This window comes from Thermomonospora curvata DSM 43183, from assembly GCF_000024385.1.
In the GTDB taxonomy this organism is placed as follows: domain Bacteria; phylum Actinomycetota; class Actinomycetes; order Streptosporangiales; family Streptosporangiaceae; genus Thermomonospora; species Thermomonospora curvata.
On record NC_013510.1, the window covers coordinates 3284550 to 3302310 of the forward strand.

General features: G+C 72.6%; 17 protein-coding genes. 1 reads left to right on the forward strand and 16 read right to left on the reverse strand.

Going from position 1 to position 17761, the window contains the following annotated elements:
* Window positions 1-51: 51 nt before the first annotated feature.
* Window positions 52-1479 carry an NADP-dependent phosphogluconate dehydrogenase gene (gndA, locus tag TCUR_RS13880; protein WP_012853145.1) on the reverse strand — a complete coding sequence of 476 codons (1428 nt, stop codon included), beginning with the start codon at window positions 1477-1479 and terminating at the stop codon, window positions 52-54.
* A gap of 357 nt (window positions 1480-1836) precedes the next feature.
* Here gndA and TCUR_RS13885 point away from each other — a divergent pair, with 357 nt between their 5' ends.
* The gene (locus TCUR_RS13885; RefSeq protein WP_012853146.1) at window positions 1837-4269 is read left to right on the forward strand and encodes a glycoside hydrolase family 65 protein; all 2433 of its coding nucleotides are present in this window, start codon (window positions 1837-1839) and stop codon (window positions 4267-4269) included.
* Here TCUR_RS13885 and soxR read toward each other — a convergent pair.
* From soxR to TCUR_RS13960, 15 genes are all read right to left on the reverse strand, one after another.
* Window positions 4266-4781 carry a redox-sensitive transcriptional activator SoxR gene (gene soxR, locus TCUR_RS13890; RefSeq protein WP_012853147.1) on the reverse strand — a complete coding sequence of 172 codons (516 nt, stop codon included), beginning with the start codon at window positions 4779-4781 and terminating at the stop codon, window positions 4266-4268. The genes TCUR_RS13885 and soxR overlap by 4 nt on opposite strands.
* A 154-nt stretch (window positions 4782-4935) precedes the next feature.
* Window positions 4936-6750: a phosphoenolpyruvate carboxykinase (GTP) gene (locus TCUR_RS13895; protein WP_012853148.1), complete on the reverse strand. Its 1815-nt coding sequence runs from the start codon at window positions 6748-6750 to the stop codon at window positions 4936-4938.
* Window positions 6751-6927: 177 nt separating this feature from the next.
* Window positions 6928-7977, reverse strand: a complete 1050-nt coding sequence (locus TCUR_RS13900; protein ID WP_012853149.1) for an ABC transporter ATP-binding protein — start codon at window positions 7975-7977, stop codon at window positions 6928-6930.
* On the reverse strand, window positions 7974-8762 hold the full coding sequence (locus TCUR_RS13905; protein WP_012853150.1) for an ABC transporter permease: 789 nt from the start codon (window positions 8760-8762) through the stop codon (window positions 7974-7976). Before TCUR_RS13905 ends, TCUR_RS13900 begins: the two co-directional genes overlap by 4 nt.
* Complete coding sequence (modA, locus tag TCUR_RS13910; protein ID WP_012853151.1) at window positions 8759-9481, reverse strand: molybdate ABC transporter substrate-binding protein; 723 nt, start codon at window positions 9479-9481, stop codon at window positions 8759-8761. The genes TCUR_RS13905 and modA overlap by 4 nt, the downstream gene beginning before the upstream one ends.
* 52 nt (window positions 9482-9533) lie before the next feature.
* Window positions 9534-9932: a TOBE domain-containing protein gene (locus TCUR_RS13915; RefSeq protein ID WP_012853152.1), complete on the reverse strand. Its 399-nt coding sequence runs from the start codon at window positions 9930-9932 to the stop codon at window positions 9534-9536.
* Window positions 9933-10043: 111 nt separating this feature from the next.
* Window positions 10044-11180: a nucleoside 2-deoxyribosyltransferase domain-containing protein gene (locus TCUR_RS27100; protein WP_012853153.1), complete on the reverse strand. Its 1137-nt coding sequence runs from the start codon at window positions 11178-11180 to the stop codon at window positions 10044-10046.
* Between the two features lie 23 nt (window positions 11181-11203).
* Window positions 11204-11407 (reverse strand): hypothetical protein, encoded by a 204-nt coding sequence (locus TCUR_RS13925; RefSeq protein ID WP_012853154.1) that lies wholly within the window; start codon window positions 11405-11407, stop codon window positions 11204-11206.
* A 97-nt stretch (window positions 11408-11504) separates the two neighbouring features.
* On the reverse strand, window positions 11505-12896 hold the full coding sequence (gene der, locus TCUR_RS13930; RefSeq protein WP_012853155.1) for a ribosome biogenesis GTPase Der: 1392 nt from the start codon (window positions 12894-12896) through the stop codon (window positions 11505-11507).
* A gap of 128 nt (window positions 12897-13024) precedes the next feature.
* Window positions 13025-13696, reverse strand: a complete 672-nt coding sequence (gene cmk, locus TCUR_RS13935) for a (d)CMP kinase (protein WP_012853156.1) — start codon at window positions 13694-13696, stop codon at window positions 13025-13027.
* A 144-nt stretch (window positions 13697-13840) separates the two neighbouring features.
* On the reverse strand, window positions 13841-14914 hold the full coding sequence (locus TCUR_RS13940; protein ID WP_012853157.1) for a prephenate dehydrogenase: 1074 nt from the start codon (window positions 14912-14914) through the stop codon (window positions 13841-13843).
* Between the two features lie 99 nt (window positions 14915-15013).
* A complete protein-coding gene (gene aroH / locus TCUR_RS13945; RefSeq protein WP_012853158.1) occupies window positions 15014-15376 on the reverse strand; it encodes a chorismate mutase in 363 nt (120 codons plus the stop codon).
* A 75-nt stretch (window positions 15377-15451) separates the two neighbouring features.
* Window positions 15452-16204 (reverse strand): pseudouridine synthase, encoded by a 753-nt coding sequence (locus TCUR_RS13950; RefSeq protein WP_012853159.1) that lies wholly within the window; start codon window positions 16202-16204, stop codon window positions 15452-15454.
* Window positions 16201-16791, reverse strand: a complete 591-nt coding sequence (scpB, locus tag TCUR_RS13955; protein WP_012853160.1) for an SMC-Scp complex subunit ScpB — start codon at window positions 16789-16791, stop codon at window positions 16201-16203. The genes TCUR_RS13950 and scpB overlap by 4 nt, the downstream gene beginning before the upstream one ends.
* A complete protein-coding gene (locus TCUR_RS13960; protein ID WP_012853161.1) occupies window positions 16788-17726 on the reverse strand; it encodes a segregation and condensation protein A in 939 nt (312 codons plus the stop codon). Before TCUR_RS13960 ends, scpB begins: the two co-directional genes overlap by 4 nt.
* Between the last annotated feature and the right edge of the window lie 35 nt (window positions 17727-17761).

Below are 17761 nucleotides of genomic sequence, written 5' to 3' on the forward strand. Positions count from 1 at the left end.
CCTGCCCGGTATGACCGAGTGGGCGTGCACGTTCCCGGCCCGCGTCCCGGTTCAGACGGCGATCTCGGCGCGGTCGCCCGCCCACCGGGTGTGATAGGAGCCCTCGCGGTCGACGCGGCGGTAGGTGTGGGCGCCGAAGAAGTCCCGCTGGGCCTGGGTGAGGGCGGCCGGCAGGCGCTCGGCGCGCAGCGCGTCGTAGTAGGACAGCGCGGTGGCGAAGCCCGGGGCGGGAATGCCCAGGTGGGCGGCGGTGGCGACGACCTTGCGCCAGGCGTCCTGGGCGTCGCCGAGCGCCTGGGCGAAGTACTCGTCGGCCAGCAGGGTGGGGGTGGCCGGGTCGGCGGCGTAGGCGGCGCGGATGCGGTCCAGGAAGCGGGCGCGGATGATGCAGCCGCCCCGCCAGATCGTCGCCATCGCCCCCGGGTCGATGTTCCAGCCGTACTCGGCGCTGCCGGCCTGGATCTGGTGGAAGCCCTGGGCATAGGCGACGATCTTGGAGGCGTACAGCGCCTTTTCCACCTCGTCGGCGAAGGAGCCGGCGTCGGCCGGGCGGGACGGGCGCGGCCCGGGCAGGGCGCGAGCGGCCCGCCGCAGCGCCGCGTGCCCGGAGAGCGCCCGGGCGAACACCGCCTCGGCGATGCCGCTCACCGGCACGCCCAGCTCCAGGGCGGTCTGCACGGTCCAGCGGCCGGTGCCCTTCTGCTCGGCCCGGTCCAGTACCACATCGACGAAGGGACGGCCGGTGGCGGGGTCGGTGTGGGCCAGCACCTGGGCGGTGATCTCGATCAGGTACGACTCCAGCCGCCCGCGGTTCCAGGCGGCGAAGACCTCGGCGATCTCGGATGGGGCCAGGCCCGCGCCGTGCCGCAGCAGGTCGTAGGCCTCGCCGATGAGCTGCATGTCGGCGTACTCGATGCCGTTGTGGACCATCTTGACGAAGTGCCCGGCCCCGTCCGGGCCGACGTGGGTGCAGCAGGGCACGCCGTCGACCTTGGCGGCGATGTCCTCCAGCAGCGGCCCGAGCTCCCGGTAGGACTCGGCCGACCCGCCCGGCATGATGCTGGGGCCGTGCAGCGCGCCCTCCTCGCCGCCGGAGATGCCGGTGCCCACGAAGTGGATGCCGTGTTCGCGCAGCCATCGTTCGCGGCGCCGGGTGTCGGAAAAGTGGGCGTTGCCGCCGTCGACGATCATGTCGCCGGGCTCCAGCAGCGGGGCGAACTCGGCGATCACCGCGTCGGTGGGGGCGCCGGCCTTGACCATGACGATCAGCCGGCGGGGGCGGCGCAGGGCGGCCACCAGCTCCCTGGGGGTCTTGGCCGGGATGAAGGTCCCCTCGTGCCCGAACTCGGCCACCAGCTCCTCGGTGCGGGCCGCGGTGCGGTTGTGCACGGCGACCGGGTGGCCGTGCCGGGCCAGATTGCGGGCCAGGTTGCGGCCCATCACCGCCAGGCCGGTGACCCCGATGCTCGCCTCTTGCATCGCCTCGTCCCCTCTTCGTCGAGTCGGCTTACCCCTTGTACGTGATGCCCGCCCGCTTTGTTCGCTCTCTTCGCCTCCGGGTAGCAGTGAGGGGAGACGAAGAATGTGACCACGGCTTCCGGGAGAGCGATGCCGCCTTGTGAGCCTGCCCGTTCGCCGGTGACGGCGGCTTCAGGACACGGCGGCGGCACGGCGAATCTTTTTCGGCACTGTTCCGCCCGTTCACCGAGCGGTGGCCGGCTCCCGCCCCGCAAGGCCCGCACGGCGGGACGCAGTGGATGGTGGGACACAGTGGATGGTGGGACACAGTGGATAAGGCGCAATGGCCGGTGATCCCGGTGAGCCTCTGGAGGCCAGATGAGCACGCCTGAAATCCCCCAACCCATCTACGAGGTGGACCCCTGGTGCATCTATGAGAAGGAACTGCACCTGGACCGCCTCGCCCAGAGCGAATCGGTGTTCGCACTGTCCAACGGGCACATCGGATTGCGCGGCAACCTGGAGGAGGGGGAGCCCTACGGCCTGCCCGGCAGTTACCTCAACTCCTTCTTCGAGTTGCGCCCCCTGCCCTATGCCGAGGCCGGCTACGGCTACCCCGAGTCCGGGCAGACGGTCATCAACGTCACCAACGGCAAGGTGTTCCGGCTGCTGGTCGATGACGAGCCGTTCGACGTCCGCTACGGCAAGCTGCACCGGCACGAGCGCAAGCTGGACATGCGCGCCGGGACGCTGACCCGCGAGGTGGAGTGGAGCTCCCCGGCCGACGACAGGGTGCGCATCACCACCACGCGGCTGGTCTCGCTGACCCAGCGGGCCATCGCGGCGTTCTGCTATGAGGTGGAGCCGGTCGAGGGCCCGGTGCGGATCGTGGTGCAGTCGGAGCTGGTGGCCAACGAGTCGCTGCCGCACCTGGGCGACGACCCGCGGACGGCGGCGGTGCTGGAGCACCCGCTGGTCAGCGAGGAGCACGTGTCCAACGGGCGGCGGGTGGTGCTGGTGCACCGCACCCGGCGCAGCGGGCTGCGCCTGGCGGCCGGGATGACCCATGAGATCAGCGGCCCGGAGCGGCTGGCGGTGGAGGCCGAGAGCTTCCCCGACGTCGGCCGCGTCACCGTGGCCGCCCGGCTGGAGCCGGGGCAGCGGCTGCGGATCATCAAGTACCTGGCCTATGGGTGGTCCAGCCGGCGGTCCCGGCCGGCGTTGCACGACCAGGTGGTGGCGGCGCTGGCGGACGCCCGGCTGACCGGCTGGCAGGGCCTGCTGGACCAGCAGCGGCGGTTTTTGGACGAGTTCTGGAGCGGCGCCGACGTGGAGGTGGACGGGGACCCGGAGGTGCAGCAGGCGGTGCGCTTCGGGCTGTTCCACATCCTGCAGGCCGGGGTGCGGGCCGAGCGGCGGATGATCCCGTCCAAGGGGCTGACCGGTCCCGGCTATGACGGGCACAGTTTCTGGGACACCGAGACGTTCGTGCTGCCGGTGCTGACCTACACCTATCCGGCGGCGGCGGCCGACGCGCTGGCCTGGCGGCACATGACGCTGCCGCTGGCCGAGGAACGGGCCCGCCAGCTCGGCCTCAAAGGGGCGGCGTTCCCGTGGCGGACCATCCGCGGCCAGGAGTGCTCGGGGTACTGGCCGGCCGGCACCGCCGCCTTCCACATCAACGCCGACATCGCCGACGCGGTGATCCGCTACCTGGACGCCACCGAGGACACCGAGTTCGAACGGGAGATCGGCGTGGAGCTGCTGGTGGCCACCGCCCGGCTGTGGCGCAGCCTGGGCCACCACGATGTGCACGGCGGGTTCCGGATCGACGGGGTGACCGGGCCGGACGAGTACAGCGCCCTGGTGGACAACAACGTCTACACCAATTTGATGGCGCAGCGGAATCTGCGCGCGGCGGCCGACATCGCGATGCGCAACCCGGATGTGGCCGAGCGGCTGGGGGTGACCACCGAGGAGGCCGCCTCTTGGCGGGACGCCGCGAACGCGATGGTGATCCCCTACGACGAGCGGCTGGGCGTGCACCCGCAGAGCGAGAACTTCACCAACCACGCGCGCTGGGACTTCTCCGAGACCAAGCCCGACCAGTACCCGCTGCTGCTGAACTTCCCCTACTTCGACCTGTACCGCAAGCAGGTGGTCAAACAGGCCGACCTGGTGCTGGCCATGCACCTGTGCGGGGAGGCCTTCACCCCCGAGCAAAAGGAGCGCAACTTCGCCTACTACGAGGCGATCACCGTGCGGGACTCCTCGCTGTCGGCGCAGACCCAGGCGGTGATCGCCGCCGAGGTGGGGCAGCTGGACCTGGCGCACGACTACCTGGGCGAGACCGCCCTGATGGACCTGCATGACCTGGCCCGCAACACCCGGGACGGGCTGCACCTGGCCTCGCTGGCCGGGGCGTGGAGCGCGCTGGTGGCCGGGTTCGGGGGGATGCGGGCGCTGAACGGGCGGCTGCGCTTCGCCCCCCGCCTGCCGGGCGGGATCAGCCGGCTGGCGTTCCGGATGCGTTACCGGGGACGGCGGCTGTGCGTCACGGTGACCTCCGAGCAGGCCCGCTATGAGCTGCACGAGGGTGACCCGATCACACTGACCCACCACGGCCGGGAGTTCGAGCTGGGCGGGGAACCGGTCGAGCTGCCGATCCCGCCGATGCCGACGCCGCCGCGGCCGCGTCCGCCGCAGCCGCCGGGCCGCGAGCCGGCTCCGCGCCGCACCGACCCGTCGGGGCGGCCGCTGCGCTCCCCGCGCGTGGGCGACCTGCAGCTGTCGCAGACGCCGCCGGGTTAACGGGCGGGCGGCGCGCAGGGGTCGCAGCCGGCGTCGTCGATGCGGGGACGCGGCGGGGCCGGGGCCAGCAGCCGGCGCGGGCCCGGGCCCTGCTCGCCCAGCTCGTCGCGGGGGTTGGCCAGGGCGCAGCGGCTCAGCGACAGGCAGCCGCAGCCGATGCAGTCGGTGAGGTTGTCGCGCAGCCGCTGCAGCTGGGCGATGCGCTCGTCCAGTTTCTGCCGCCAGGACTCCGACAGCGCCGCCCAGTCCGCCACCGTGGGGGTGCGTTCCTGGGGCAGTTTGGCCAGCGCCTCGCGGATCTCCGCCAGCGGGATGCCCACTCGCTGCGACACCCGGATGAAGGCCACCCGGCGCAGCGTGTCGCGGGTGAAGCGGCGCTGGTTGCCGGCGGTGCGGCGGCTGCGGATCAGCCCTTTGGACTCGTAGAAGTGCAGGGCCGACACCGCGACGCCGCTGCGTTCGGCCAGCTGGCCCACGGTGAGCTCGGGCGCGTTGTGGGCGGGTCGCGTCATGATCACAGCATAACCCGACCTCAAGCGAACTTCAGGTTCTCTTCCGGGGCGGGCCGGCCTCGCCGGCCGGGCGCGTCCTCATGCGGCACGGGCGCCGGGTCCTCGGCGCTGAGGACGCGGCGCCCGTGTGGCGAGGCCGTCGCGGGACGGCCCGTCAGCCCAGGCGGTTCACCAGGGCGCGGTGCTCCTCCCACAGCTCCTTGGGCAGGTGGTCGCCGAAGGTCTTGAAGTGCTCGGCGATGAGGCCGGCCTCCTCCCGCCACACCTCGGGGTCGACCGACAGCAGGACCTCCAGGTCGGCCTCGGGGATGTCCAGGCCCTCGGTGTCCAGCGACTCCTTGGTCGGCACGTGGCCGATCGGGGTCTTGACCGCGTCCGCCTGGCCGTTGAGGCGCTCGACGATCCACTTGAGGACCCGGCTGTTCTCACCGAAGCCCGGCCACAGGAAGCGGCCGCTGTCGTCCTTGCGGAACCAGTTGACGTAGTAGATCCGCGGCAGCTTCTCCGGGTCGGCCTGCTTGCCGATCTTGATCCAGTGGCCGAAGTAGTCGCCCATGTTGTAGCCGCAGAACGGCAGCATGGCGAACGGGTCGCGGCGCAGCTCGCCGACCTTGCCCTCGGCCGCGGCGGTCTTCTCGGAGGCCACGTTGGCGCCCAGGAACACCCCGTGCTGCCAGTCGAAGGACTCGGTCACCAGCGGCACGGCGGTGGCGCGGCGGCCGCCGAACAGGATCGCCGAGATCGGCACGCCCTTGGGGTCCTCCCACTCGGGCGCGATGGTCGGGCACTGGCTGGCCGGGACGGTGAAGCGGGCGTTGGGGTGGGCGGCCGGGGTGCCGGACTGCGGCGTCCAGTCGTTGCCCCGCCAGTCGGTCAGGTGGGCGGGCGGCTCGTCGGTCAGGCCCTCCCACCACACGTCGCCGTCGTCGGTGAGGGCGACGTTGGTGAAGATGCTGTTGCCCCACAGGGTCTTGATGGCGTTGGCGTTGGTGGACTCGCCGGTGCCGGGGGCGACGCCGAAGAAGCCGGCCTCGGGGTTGATGGCGTACAGCCGGCCGTCCTCGCCGAAGCGCATCCAGGCGATGTCGTCGCCGATGGTCTCCACCTTCCAGCCGGGGATGGTCGGCTGCAGCATGGCCAGGTTGGTCTTGCCGCAGGCCGAGGGGAAGGCGGCGGCCACGTAGCGGGGCTCACCGGAGGGCGGGGTGAGCTTGAGGATCAGCATGTGCTCGGCCAGCCAGCCCTCGTCGCGGGCCATGGTCGAGGCGATCCGCAGCGCGTAGCACTTCTTGCCCAGCAGCGCGTTGCCGCCGTAGCCGGACCCGTAGGACCAGATCTCCCGGGTCTCGGGGAAGTGCGAGATGTACTTGGTGGAGTTGCACGGCCACGGCACGTCCTTTTGGCCCGGCTCCAGCGGGGCGCCGACGGAGTGGACGCACTTGACGAACGAGCCGCGCTCTTCGATCAGCCGCAGCGCGGGCGTGCCCATGCGGGTCATGATCCGCATCGACACCGCCACGTAGGCCGAGTCGGTGATCTCCACTCCCAGCTGGGAGATGTTGCCGCCCAGTGGGCCCATGCAGAAGGGCACCACGTACATGGTGCGCCCCTTCATGCACCCGTCGAACAGCTTGTTGAAGGTGGCCCGCATCTCCGCCGGGGCGATCCAGTTGTTGGTCGGGCCGGCGTCCTCTTCCTTCTCGGAACAGATGAACGTGCGGTCCTCGACGCGGGCGACGTCACTGGGATCGGAGGCCGCGTAGAAGCTGTTGGGTCGTTTGGCGGGATCGAGTCGCTTGAAGGTGCCCTGCTCGACGAGAAGGTCGGTGAGCCGCTGCCATTCCTCCTCCGAGCCGTCACACCACTCGACCCGATCGGGCTTGGTGAGCTCGGCGATCTGACGCACCCAGTCGACCAGCTCGGTGTGGCTGGTGGGGGCCTGGTCGAGGCCGGGGACCTGTAGGGACACGGGCAACTCCTTATGCTGTTCGCAGGATCTTTGCATCATGAACAAAACCGCACATGTTTTCCATTTGGTCTGGACCAATCCGGCCGTCTTTTACGGTCTCATGGCGGTTTTGTGACAGATATCACTTATTGGAACGTGCCCTTCGTGGCACGAAGTATTCCCCCATATGGGGAGATTTCAGGCACAGTAGACGTGGAGCGCACCGGCCGGCAGCGTCGCCCAGACCTCCTCGCCCTCGGTCAAAGCCGCCTCGGCCACGGCCTCCGGGGGGATGTCGGCGGCGACTTGCACGGGCCCCTCCAGCTCGACGCGGACGCGGTCGCCCTGCCACTCGACCGCCTCGACGCGGGCCGGCCACCGGTTGCCGGCGCCCTGCGGCGGAGCGCGGTGCACCCGCACGGCCGAGGGCGGGAAGGCCACGAACACCTCGCCCCGCGCCGGCTCGGCGAGGTGAAGCCGCAGCGGCTCGGCGCCGCGGGAGGCGTCCAAGACGACCGTGCGGCCGTCGGCCCGGCCCCGGTGCAGGTTCAGCCCCACCAGGCGGGCGATGTAGCCGGTGCGGGGACGCCGGGCGACCTCGGCGGGCGCGCCCTCCTGCACCGGATGCCCCTCTTCCACCACCACCAGCCGGTCGGCGAGCGCCATGGCCTCCAGCGGATCATGGGTGACCAGCACCGTCACCCCGGGGAAATCGGCCAGATGCCGGCGCAGCAGAGCGCGGATCTCGGGCCGGGTGCGCACGTCCAAAGCGGCCATCGGCTCATCCAGCAGCAGCAGCCGGGGCTCGACGGCCAGCGCCCGGGCGAGCGCGACCCGCTGGGCCTGCCCGCCCGACAGCGCCCGGGGTTTTGCGGCCAGGTGATCTCCCAGCCCCACCCGCTCCAGCCACGCGGCGGCGTGCTCGCGCGCCGCCCGGCGCGGCATCCCCCGGCAGCGGGGCCCGAACGCCACGTTCTCCAACGCCGACAGGTGAGGGAACAGCAGGTGATCCTGGAAGACCACGCCGACCGGCCGCCGCTCGGGCGGCAGGAGGTGGACCGGCTCGCCGTCCAGATGGATGTGCCCCTCCTCCAGCGGCAGCAGCCCGGCCAGGGCGCGCAGCGCGGTGGTCTTGCCCGCCCCGTTGGGGCCCAGCAGCGCCACGACCTCCCCCGCCCCGGCGCGCAACGGCAGGTCGAGCGTGAAGTTCCCGCGCCGCACGGTCAGGCGGGCCTCCAGGGCGCTCACGGCGGGCTCACCCACCGGTCCCGCAGCGCGGCGAGGATGACCACGCAGACCGCCAGCAGCACCAGGCTCAGCACGATGGCGGCCTCCGGCTCGGTCTCCAACGCCAGGTAGACCGCCAGCGGCATGGTCTGGGTACGGCCCGGGTAGCTGCCGGCGAAGGTGATGGTGGCGCCGAACTCCCCCAGCGCCCTGGCCCAGCACAAGATCGCGCCAGCCGCGACGCCGGGGGCGACCATCGGCAGCGTGATCCGGCGGAACACCGTCCACCGGGAGGCCCCCAGCGTGGCGGCGGCCTCCTCATAGCGGCGGTCGACGCCGCGCAGCGCCCCCTCCACGCTGATCACCAGGAACGGCATCGCCACGAACGCCTCGGCCAGCACCACGGCGGCGGTGGTGAACGGCAGCGTGACGCCGAAGGCCGCCTCCAGCCACCGCCCCACGATCCCGCGCCGCCCCAGCGCCAACAGCAGCGCCACGCCGCCCACCACGGGGGGCAGCACCAGCGGCACGGTGACCAGCGCCCGCACCAGGCCGCGTCCGGGCAGCGCGGTCCGGGCCAGCACCCAGGCCAGCGGCACCCCCAGCACCAGGCACAGGGCCGTGGCCAGCGTCGAGGTCACCAGCGACAGCCGCAGCGCCTCCAGCACCTGCGGCTCGGTCAGGCGGGCGCCCAGCGTGGACCAGGGGGCGCGGATCAGCAGCCCGGTCAGCGGCAGCACCAGGAAGGCCAGCCCGAGCAGCGCCGGAACCAGCAGCACCCACGGCACCCGGGCGTGTGCGTTCATGCGGACTCGAATCCCGCCTCTGTCAGCGTCTTCCGGCCCTGCGGGGAGAGCACCAGGTCGATGAATTCCCGGGCGAGCTTCGGCCGGGGCGCCTCGGCCAGCGCCGCGATCGGGTAGTCATTGATCGCCTCGGCCGCCTCGGGGAACTCGATGCCCTCGACCCGGCCGCCGGCCGAGCGCACGTCCGTCCGATAGACCAGCCCGGCGTCCGCCTCGCCCAGCCGCACCTTGGTGAGGACGGCCTTGACGTCCTGTTCCTGCGAGGCAGGGGTGACCTCGACATCGGCCGCCCGCAGCGCCCTTTGCGCCGCGTCGCCGCACGGCACCTGCGGCGCGCACACCACGACCTTCAGTTTCCGCCCGGCCAGGTCGCGCAGGGCGTGCACCCTACCGGGGTTGCCCGGCGGGACCGCGATGACCAGCCGGTTGCGGGCGAAGACGCGCGGCTCGCCGGCGGTGAGCCGCGCCTCGGTGACGGGCTTCATGGTCGCCGGGCCGGCGGCGGCGAAGACGTCGGCCGGGGCGCCCTGGAGGATCTGCTGGGCCAGCGTCGAGCTGCCGCCGAAGCTCAGCCGGACCTTCACCCCCGGGTGGGTGCTTTCGAAGGTTTCGGCCAGCGCGGTGAACGTCTCGGTCAGCGACGCCGCCGCCAGGACCGTCAGCGTCCGCCCCTCAGCGCTTTCGGAGGCGCCGCCGCAGCCGGCGGCGGTCAGCGCCATGACGGCCGTGACGAGGGCGGCGGCAACACTCCTGATCAAGGCGTTCCCCCGGTCATCCGCGCCCGGGCACTTCGACGACGACGGTGGTGGATTTGATGACGGCCTCGGCGACCACGCCGACCTTGAGGCCGAGCTCGTCGGCGGCCTCCCGGCTCAGCAGCGACACCACCCGGAACGGGCCCGCCTGGATCTCCACCTGGGCCATCACGGTGTCGCGGACGACGTCGGTGACGATGCCGCGCAGCCGGTTGCGGGCCGAGGAGAACCGGGCCCCCGGTTCGGGGTCGGCCCGCCGTTCCCGCACGAAGGCGGCCAGGTCGGCGCCGGCGATCAGGCGGTGGCCGTGCTCGTCGCGGGCCGCGGCGAGCCGGCCGGAGTCCACCCAGCGGCGCACCGTGTCGGCGCTGACCCCCAGCAGCGCGGCGGCCTCACTGATCCGGAACGTCGCCACGCAAGAAAGCTAACACCTCGCATATACCAGCATCAATGGGATCTTTCCCTCGAAGAAACAAGGGCATCCAACGAATGACCCTGGCAAATGCGATGTCATGAGCCGGCCGGGTCACCGCCGGACGGCGGCGAGCACCTCGGCGATCATGCCGAAAGTGGCCCAGTCCACCAGGCGGCCCCGGCCGATCTCGGCGAACGTGGCCGCCTCCACGAAGGTGCGCTCCCCTGCCTCGGCCCGGCCGTGCGGGCCGGTGCCGCGGATGCGGGCCAGCTCCTCCTCGGTGATCTCGGCGGAGAACAGGTGGACGCGGTGCGCCGACATCGCGGCGTCGGCCTGCCGGGAGCCGTGCGGGCGCAGCCGCGCCGCATCCACCGCCAGCCCGGTCTCCTCGGCGACCTCCCGCGCCGCCACATGCCGCGGATCGCCCGGCCCCGACCCGCCCGGCAGCGCGCGGGCGAACCCGTCCTCGGTGGCGGCCGGGCCGCGGAACTCCCGGACCAGCACCACCGCCGTCTCCTCCGGCGTGGCGCCCGGCCGGTACAGCACGACGGCGCTGACGTCGGGACGGAAGAAGACGATCTCCTCCTTGACCCGTCCCTCGGCGGCCACCTCGACCGCCGCGCGCAGCCCCCAGTACGGCCCGGCGCGCCACTGCAGCCGGGCGCCGCGCAGCGCGTTGCCGGCGCCGCGCTGGGCGGCGTACCAGCGCTGGAAGCTCTCTTGCCGCCACAGCAGCAGCGGTATCTCCCGCTCGCCGCCGCTGCGCCGGGCGCCCTCGCCGATGCGCTCCAAGGCCGCGGCGATCACATCGTCCAGCGTGGCGGCGACCGGCACGCCGTGCTTGACGGCGTAGTGGCGCAGGTACTTGTTGCGGGGAGCCTGCGGAGGGGCGCCGAAGACCACCTTGCCGGAGTCGTGCCACATGCCCCACTCCACGTTGGTGGTCAGCGCCGGCATGGTCCGCATGTCGCGCGGCACCCAGAAGACGATCTCGTCGGCCAGGTGCAGGCAGCGCTCCTCCCACTCCACCTGGCCGGTGTAGTCGTCGTAGACGCCGTGGCGGTGCTCGGGGACGAAGACGACCAGGCGTCCGGGCGCCTTCCAGCGGTCGCGCAACACCTCGACGGCCCGCGGGCGCCAGGAGGGCACCGCCTCGTCGCGGGGCGAGGGACCGGCCAGGAAGATCGCCGCGTCCCAGTGGCCGGGCGGTTCCTCACGCGCGCAGACGTCCAGGACCTCAGGCTCCATGGGGGCATTGTCCCCCGGGCCGGTTACAGCCCCTTATTGCGCATTTTGCGCACGCCCATAGGGGTTTCCGGGCCGTGGTCCCTGCCGTCCAGCTCCACCGGGTCGCTGTCGCCGAACAGCGCGCCCAGGCCCACCAGCAGCCCCAGCCCCCACAGCCACGGCTTGTCCCAGGCGAAACCACAGCCCACCAGGGCGATCGCTACGGCGCCCAGCAGCAGGGTTCTCACGCGGCTCTCCCCCTGACGGCAAAGTAGAACGCGTTCTCGCTTTGCGCCCACGATAGGAGAACCGCCCGGCGCCGGGAAGCCCTGCGCCGGGCGCCGTTCACTTCCGCCGGGACGAGCGCCGCTCCCGGATCCGCATGGTGATGTCGATGGGGGTGCCGGCGAAGCCGAACTCCTCGCGCAGCCGCCGTTCGATGAACCGCCGGTAGCTCTCCTCCAGGAACCCGGTGGTGAACAGCACGAACCGGGGCGGGCGGACATCGGCCTGGGTGGCGAAGAGGATCTTGGGTTGCTTGCCGCCGCGGACCGGGTGCGGGTGGGCGGCCACCAGGGCGGAGAAGAACTGGTTCAGCTTGGCGGTGGGCACCCGCGAGCCCCACCCGGCCAGCGCGGTGTCCAGCGCCGGCACCAGCTTGTCCACATGCCGGCCGGTCAGCGCGGAGATGTTCACCCGCGGCGCCCAGCGGGCGTTGTGCAACTGCCGGTCGATCTCCCGCTCCAGGTAGTGGCGGCGCTCCTCATCCAGCAGATCCCACTTGTTGTAGGCGATCACCAGCGCCCGGCCGGCCTCGATCACCATGGAGATGATCCGCAGGTCCTGTTCGGCCAGCGGCTGGGAGGCGTCGATGAGCACCACCGCCACCTCGGCGCGCTCCAGCGCCGACTGGGTGCGCAGCGTGGCGTAGAAGTCGGCGCCCTGGCTCTCCCGGTAGCGGCGCCGGATCCCGGCGGTGTCGATGAACCGCCAGGTCCGCCCGCCCAGCTCGATCAGCTCGTCCACCGGGTCGCGCGTGGTGCCGGCGACGTCGTCGACCACCACGCGGTTCTCCCCGGCCAGCTTGTTGAGCAGGCTGGACTTGCCCACGTTGGGACGGCCCAGCAGGGCCACCCGGCGCGGGCCGCCGCCGGCGGCGTCCTCGGTGGGCGGGGGCGGCTCGGGCAGCGCGGCCAGCACCGCGTCCAGCAGGTCGCCGCTGCCGCGGCCGTGCAGGGCGCTGACCGGGTGCGGCTCCCCGATGCCCAGCGACCACAGCGCCGCCGCGTCCAGCTCGGTGGCCGCGTCATCGACCTTGTTGGCCACCAGCAGCACCGGCTTGCCGGAGCGGCGCAGGATGTCCACCACGGCCTCGTCCACGTCGGTGGCGCCGACCGTGGCGTCCACCACGAACAGCACCACATCGGCCAGCTCCACCGCCAGCCGGGCCTGCTCGGCGACGGCCGCGGCCAGCCCGGTGGCGTCCGGCAGCCAGCCGCCGGTGTCCACGATCGTCAGCCGCCGCCCGCTCCAGTCGGCCTCATAGGAGACCCGGTCCCGGGTCACCCCCGGGACGTCCTCCACGACCGCTTCCCGGCGTCCCAGGACCCGGTTCACCAGGGTGGACTTGCCCACGTTGGGACGCCCGACCACGGCCACCACCGGCGGCACCCGATCCTGGCGCACGCCGTCGCCGGCGGCCTCCGCTACGGACTGGTAAACGTCGTGCTCACTCACTGCTACTCCGCTTCGTGGCCGTCCTGCCGTACCACGTGCTCCGCGGACGGCCTGCTCGGAGCCTGCGGCCCGCCCGGCCGGCGTGCCGGGCCTTCCCGCCGTCCCGCCCGGGACGGCGTCGCCATCGGTCACCCCGTGGCGGCGTGCTCCTTGGCCAGACGCACCACCGTCTCGATGACCTCCTCCAACGTCAGGTCGGTGGAGTCGATCTCGCAGGCGTCGTCGGCCTTGGTCAGCGGGGATGTCTTGCGGGTGGAGTCCAGCCGGTCCCGGCGGGCCTGCTCGGCCTGGGTCAGCTCCACGGTCACCGCGGGGTCGGCGGCCAGGTCCCTGGCCCGCCGCTGCGCCCGGGCCTCCTCGCTGGCGGTCAGGAAGACCTTGACGGGGGCGTCGGGCGCCACCACGGTGCCGATGTCCCGGCCCTCGACCACGATCCCCCCATCGCCGATGATCTCCCGCTGCAGCGCCACCAGCCGCTCGCGCACCGCCGGCACCGCGCTGACCGCGCTGACGGCGTTGGTGACCTCGCGGGTGCGGATCGGGCCCGACACGTCGGTGCCGTTCACCGAGATCGTCGGGGCGTCGGGGTCGGTGCCGCACTCCAGCACCGGCTCGCCGGCCCGCGCGGCGACGGCCTCGGCGTCCTCCACGGGCACCCCCTGGGAGAGCATCCACCACGTCATGGCCCGGTACATGGCGCCGGTGTCCAGGTAGCGCATCCCCAGCGCGCGGGCGACGCCCTTGGCGGCGCTGGACTTGCCCGATCCCGACGGTCCGTCGATGGCGATGACGAGCGACACGGTGCTTCCTTCCCAAGGTGCAAGAGGCGGCCGGGGCCGAGGTGAAGGATCGCGGGGCGCCGGTGAGAAGGCGCGGGCCCCGGCCCAGGCTACCGGCATGCCGGATCTTCCGCAGACACCGCAGGGCGCGGCCGGCGGGTGCGCTCAGCCGGGGACCGACCAGCCGCGGGCGCGCAGCTCGGCGGCCAGCCGCTGGGCCGCCTCCGGCTCCACCGACAGCTCCACCACGCCGACCGCCAGGCCCGGGGAGTGCTCGATGGACACGTCCTCGATGTTGACCCCGGCCACCCCGGCGGCCTGGAACAGCAGGGCCAGCTCGCCGGGCCGGTCGGGGATGAGGACCGGGACGACCGCGTAGCGGGACTGCCGCCCCCCGTGCTTGCCGGGGATGCGCGCCCGTCCGGCGTTGCCGCGCACCAGCAGGTCCGTCACCCGCTCCAGGGCGTGCTCGCCGCCTTCGCGCAGGTGCGCGGCGGCGGCCTTCAGGTCGGCGGCGACCTCCTCCAGCACGTCGGCGACGGGCCCGGCGTTGGCCGACAGAATCCCCAGCCACAGCCGCGGATCGCCGGCGGCGATCCGGGTGACGTCGCGCACTCCCTGCCCGGCCAGGCTGAGCGCGACGTCGTCGGCGCCGCGCAGCCGGGCGGCCATCGCGGCCGAGACCACGTGCGGGCCGTGGGAGACCAGCGCCACCGCCCGGTCGTGCTCGGCGGCCGGCACGGTCAGCGTCCGGGCGCCGCAGGCCGTGGCCAGCTGCCGGACCCGCTCCAAGGCTCGGGAATCGGTCTCCTCCACCGGGCACAGCGCCCAGGTGCGGCCCAGGAACAGGTCGGCGCGGGCGGCCGCGGGGCCGGAGCGCTCGCTGCCGGCCAGCGGATGCCCGGCCACATAGCTGGTCAGGTCGCAGCCCAGCTCGGCGGCCTCCTGCAGCGGCATCGCCTTGACGCTGGCCACGTCGGTGTAGACGTGGGCCAGGCCGCGTTTTTGCGCATCCAGCAGCACCGGCGCCACGGCCGCCGGCGGCACGGCCACCACGGCCAGGTCGGCCGGCTCGTCCGGCCCGTCCTCCGGCAGCGGCGTCCCGGCGCCGAGCTGAACGGCCAGCTCCAGGCTCGCGGCGTCCCGGTCGGCCAGCAGCACCTCGGTGCCGCGTTCGCGCATCGCCAGCGCCACGGAGGTGCCGATCAGCCCCGTTCCGATGATGATGATGCGCCGCATCGCCTGGTCGCTCTCCACGCCCTCAGCGTAGCGGCCCCGGCCGTGCCGAAAATCCGCCGACCTGCTTTTGACCTGCCGGAAAACGGCGGGTCAAGCGGCCTACTGGGCGATGTCGAGCCGCAGCGCGACAGCCCCGCGCAGGTAGACGTGCTGGATCTGGGAGCGGGGCCGGTCGGTCTCCACATGGGCCATCAGCCGGATCACCCGGGGCAGCGCGTGCGGCACGTCCAGCTCGGTGGCGCACAGAAGCGGCACCTCGTGGAAGCCGAGCTTGCGGGCGGCCAATGCGGGGAACTCCGCGGTGAGGTCGGGGGTGGCCGTGAAGATCACACTGATCACATCGTCGGTGGACAGCCCGTTGCGCCGCATCACCTCGGTGACCAGCTCCGTGGTCGCCTCCAGGATCTGCTCCCGGTCGTCGGCCTCCACCTGGGTCGCCCCGCGGATCGCGCGTACCGCCACTGTCGTCATTCCTCCCTGCCGAAGGTCGCGGCGGCGGGGGGTGCCGCCGCGGGCCGGCGACGCCGCGCCGGGACCTTACAACCCGACCGCCCGGTACAGCTCGCCGACCTCCTTGATGGTCAACGCGCGCAGGCTACCCGGCTTCAAGCGGCCGAGCTTGATCGGGCCGAACCTGATGCGGGCCAGTTTCTGCACCGGGTGCCCGGCCTCCTTGAGCATCCGCCGCACGATGTGCTTGCGCCCCTCGTGCAGGGTGATCTCCACCAGGGCCCGCTTGCCGACCTGCTCGACCAGGCGGAAACGGTCGGCCTTGGCCAGGCCGTCCTCCAGCTCGATGCCGGCGCGCAGCCGCCGCCCCAGGTCGCGCCGGATGGGCCCGACGATCTCGGCCAAGTAGACCTTCTCCACGCCGAAACTGGGGTGGGTGAGGCGGTGAGCCAGATCACCGTCGTTGGTGAGCAGGATCAGCCCTTCGGTGTCGGTGTCCAGCCGGCCCACGTGGAACAGCCGCTCGGGCACGTCCACATAGTCGGCCAGCGACTTGCGGCCGCGCTCGTCGGCCATGGTGCTGACCACCCCGCGCGGCTTGTTGAGGGCGTAGTAGCGCATCTCCGGGCGGGTCTCCACGCGCAGGCCGTCCACATGGATGACGGCCTTGGCCGGGTCGACCCTGGCGCCGAGCCAGGAGACCACCTCGCCGTCGACCTTGACCCGGCCTTCGACGATGAGCCGCTCGCACTGGCGCCGGCTGCCCAGCCCGGCCTCGGCCAGGACCTTCTGCAGCCGCACGCCCTCTTTGTGCTCTGCGGTGCCGGTGTCGGTGTTCATGCGCGTCCGTCCTCGATGATGTCCTCAGGAAGGTCTTCGGGCAGGTAGGGGGCCAGCTCCGGCAGCTCGTCCAGGCTGCGCAGCCCCAGCCGCTCCAGGAAGTAGCCGGTGGTGCGGTACAGGTGGGCCTGGGTCTCCGGGTCCCGTCCCGCCTCCTCGATCAGCCCGCGCAACGTGAGGGTGCGCATCACCCCGTCGCTGTTGACGCCCCGGATCGCCGAGACCTTGGCCCGGCTCACCGGCTGGCGGTAGGCGACCACGGCCAGCGTCTCCAGCGCGGCCGTGGTCAGGCGGGCCTGCTGGCCGTCGGTGACGTAACGTTCCACCACCGGCGCGCAGGTGTCGCGGGTGTAGAAACGCCACCCGCCGGCGACCTGGCGCAGATCGAACCCGCGCCCCTGGGCGGTGTACTCATCCGACAGCTCCCGCAGGGCGGCGGCGACCTCCGGCACGGGCCGCTCCAGCAGCTGCGCCAGCGCGACCTCGGTCACCGGCTCGTCGGCCACCAGCAGGATCGCCTCGAGGGCGGCCCGCAGCCCCACCTGCGGCTCGGCCTCCGGCTCCGGCCGGTCAGTCGTCACGGTCATCTTCCGTCCCCGTTCTCACCCCGGCCGTCCTGGCGGTCCGGGGTCCCCTCGTAGTCGTCGCCGACCGCTATCTCGCCCTCGTCGCTGCCGGTCCACTCCACGTGCAGCTCCCCGAACGGCTCGGCCTGCTCGAAGACGACCGCCTGCTCCCGGTACAGCTCCAGCAGCGCCAGGAAGCGGGCGACGACCTCGAACGTCCCCCGGCAGTCGGCGGTCAGCACCGCGAAGGTGGCCCGCCGCATCCGGCGCAGTTTGGCCACCACGATGGCGGCCTGCTCGGCGACGCTGGCCTTCGGCTGGTAGATGTGCTCGACCGGGACGCCGGGCGGGGGTTCCTTGGGCGCCAGCGCCTTGGCGGCCAGCCGGGCGAACTCCACCGGTCCCAGCCCCAGCAGCACCTCCGGCAGGAGGTTGGCGAAACGGGGCTCCAGCGGCACGTTGCGGGGATAGCGGCGGCTCTGCTCGGCCATTCGCTCGGCGAGGACCTTGGCGACCTCCTTGTAGGCGCGGTACTGCAGCAGCCGCGCGAACAGCAGGTCGCGGGCCTCCAGCAGGGCCAGGTCCTCCTCGTCGTCCACCTCCCCCGACGGCAGCAGCCGGGCCGCCTTCAAATCCAGCAGCGTCGCCGCCACCAGCAGAAAGTGGCTGGCCTGGTCCAGGTCCCAGTCGGGGCCGCGGGAGCGGATGTAGGCGATGAACTCGTCGGTGACCTTGTGCAGCGCCACCTCGGTGATGTCGAGCTTGTGCTTGGAGATGAGCGCCAGCAGCAGATCGAAGGGCCCCTCGAAGTTGTCCAGGTGGACCTGGAAGCCGGCGGCGCGCTGCTCGTCCTGCGGCCCGTCCGCCTGCTCGGCGGCCCGCGGCGGGCCGGTTTCGGGGGCGGCGGCGTGCTTCACACCCTGCACCGTAATGGAAGACCGGCACTGACCCGGCATCGGCGGCCCACCGGCCTGCGCGCCGGCGGGCCGGC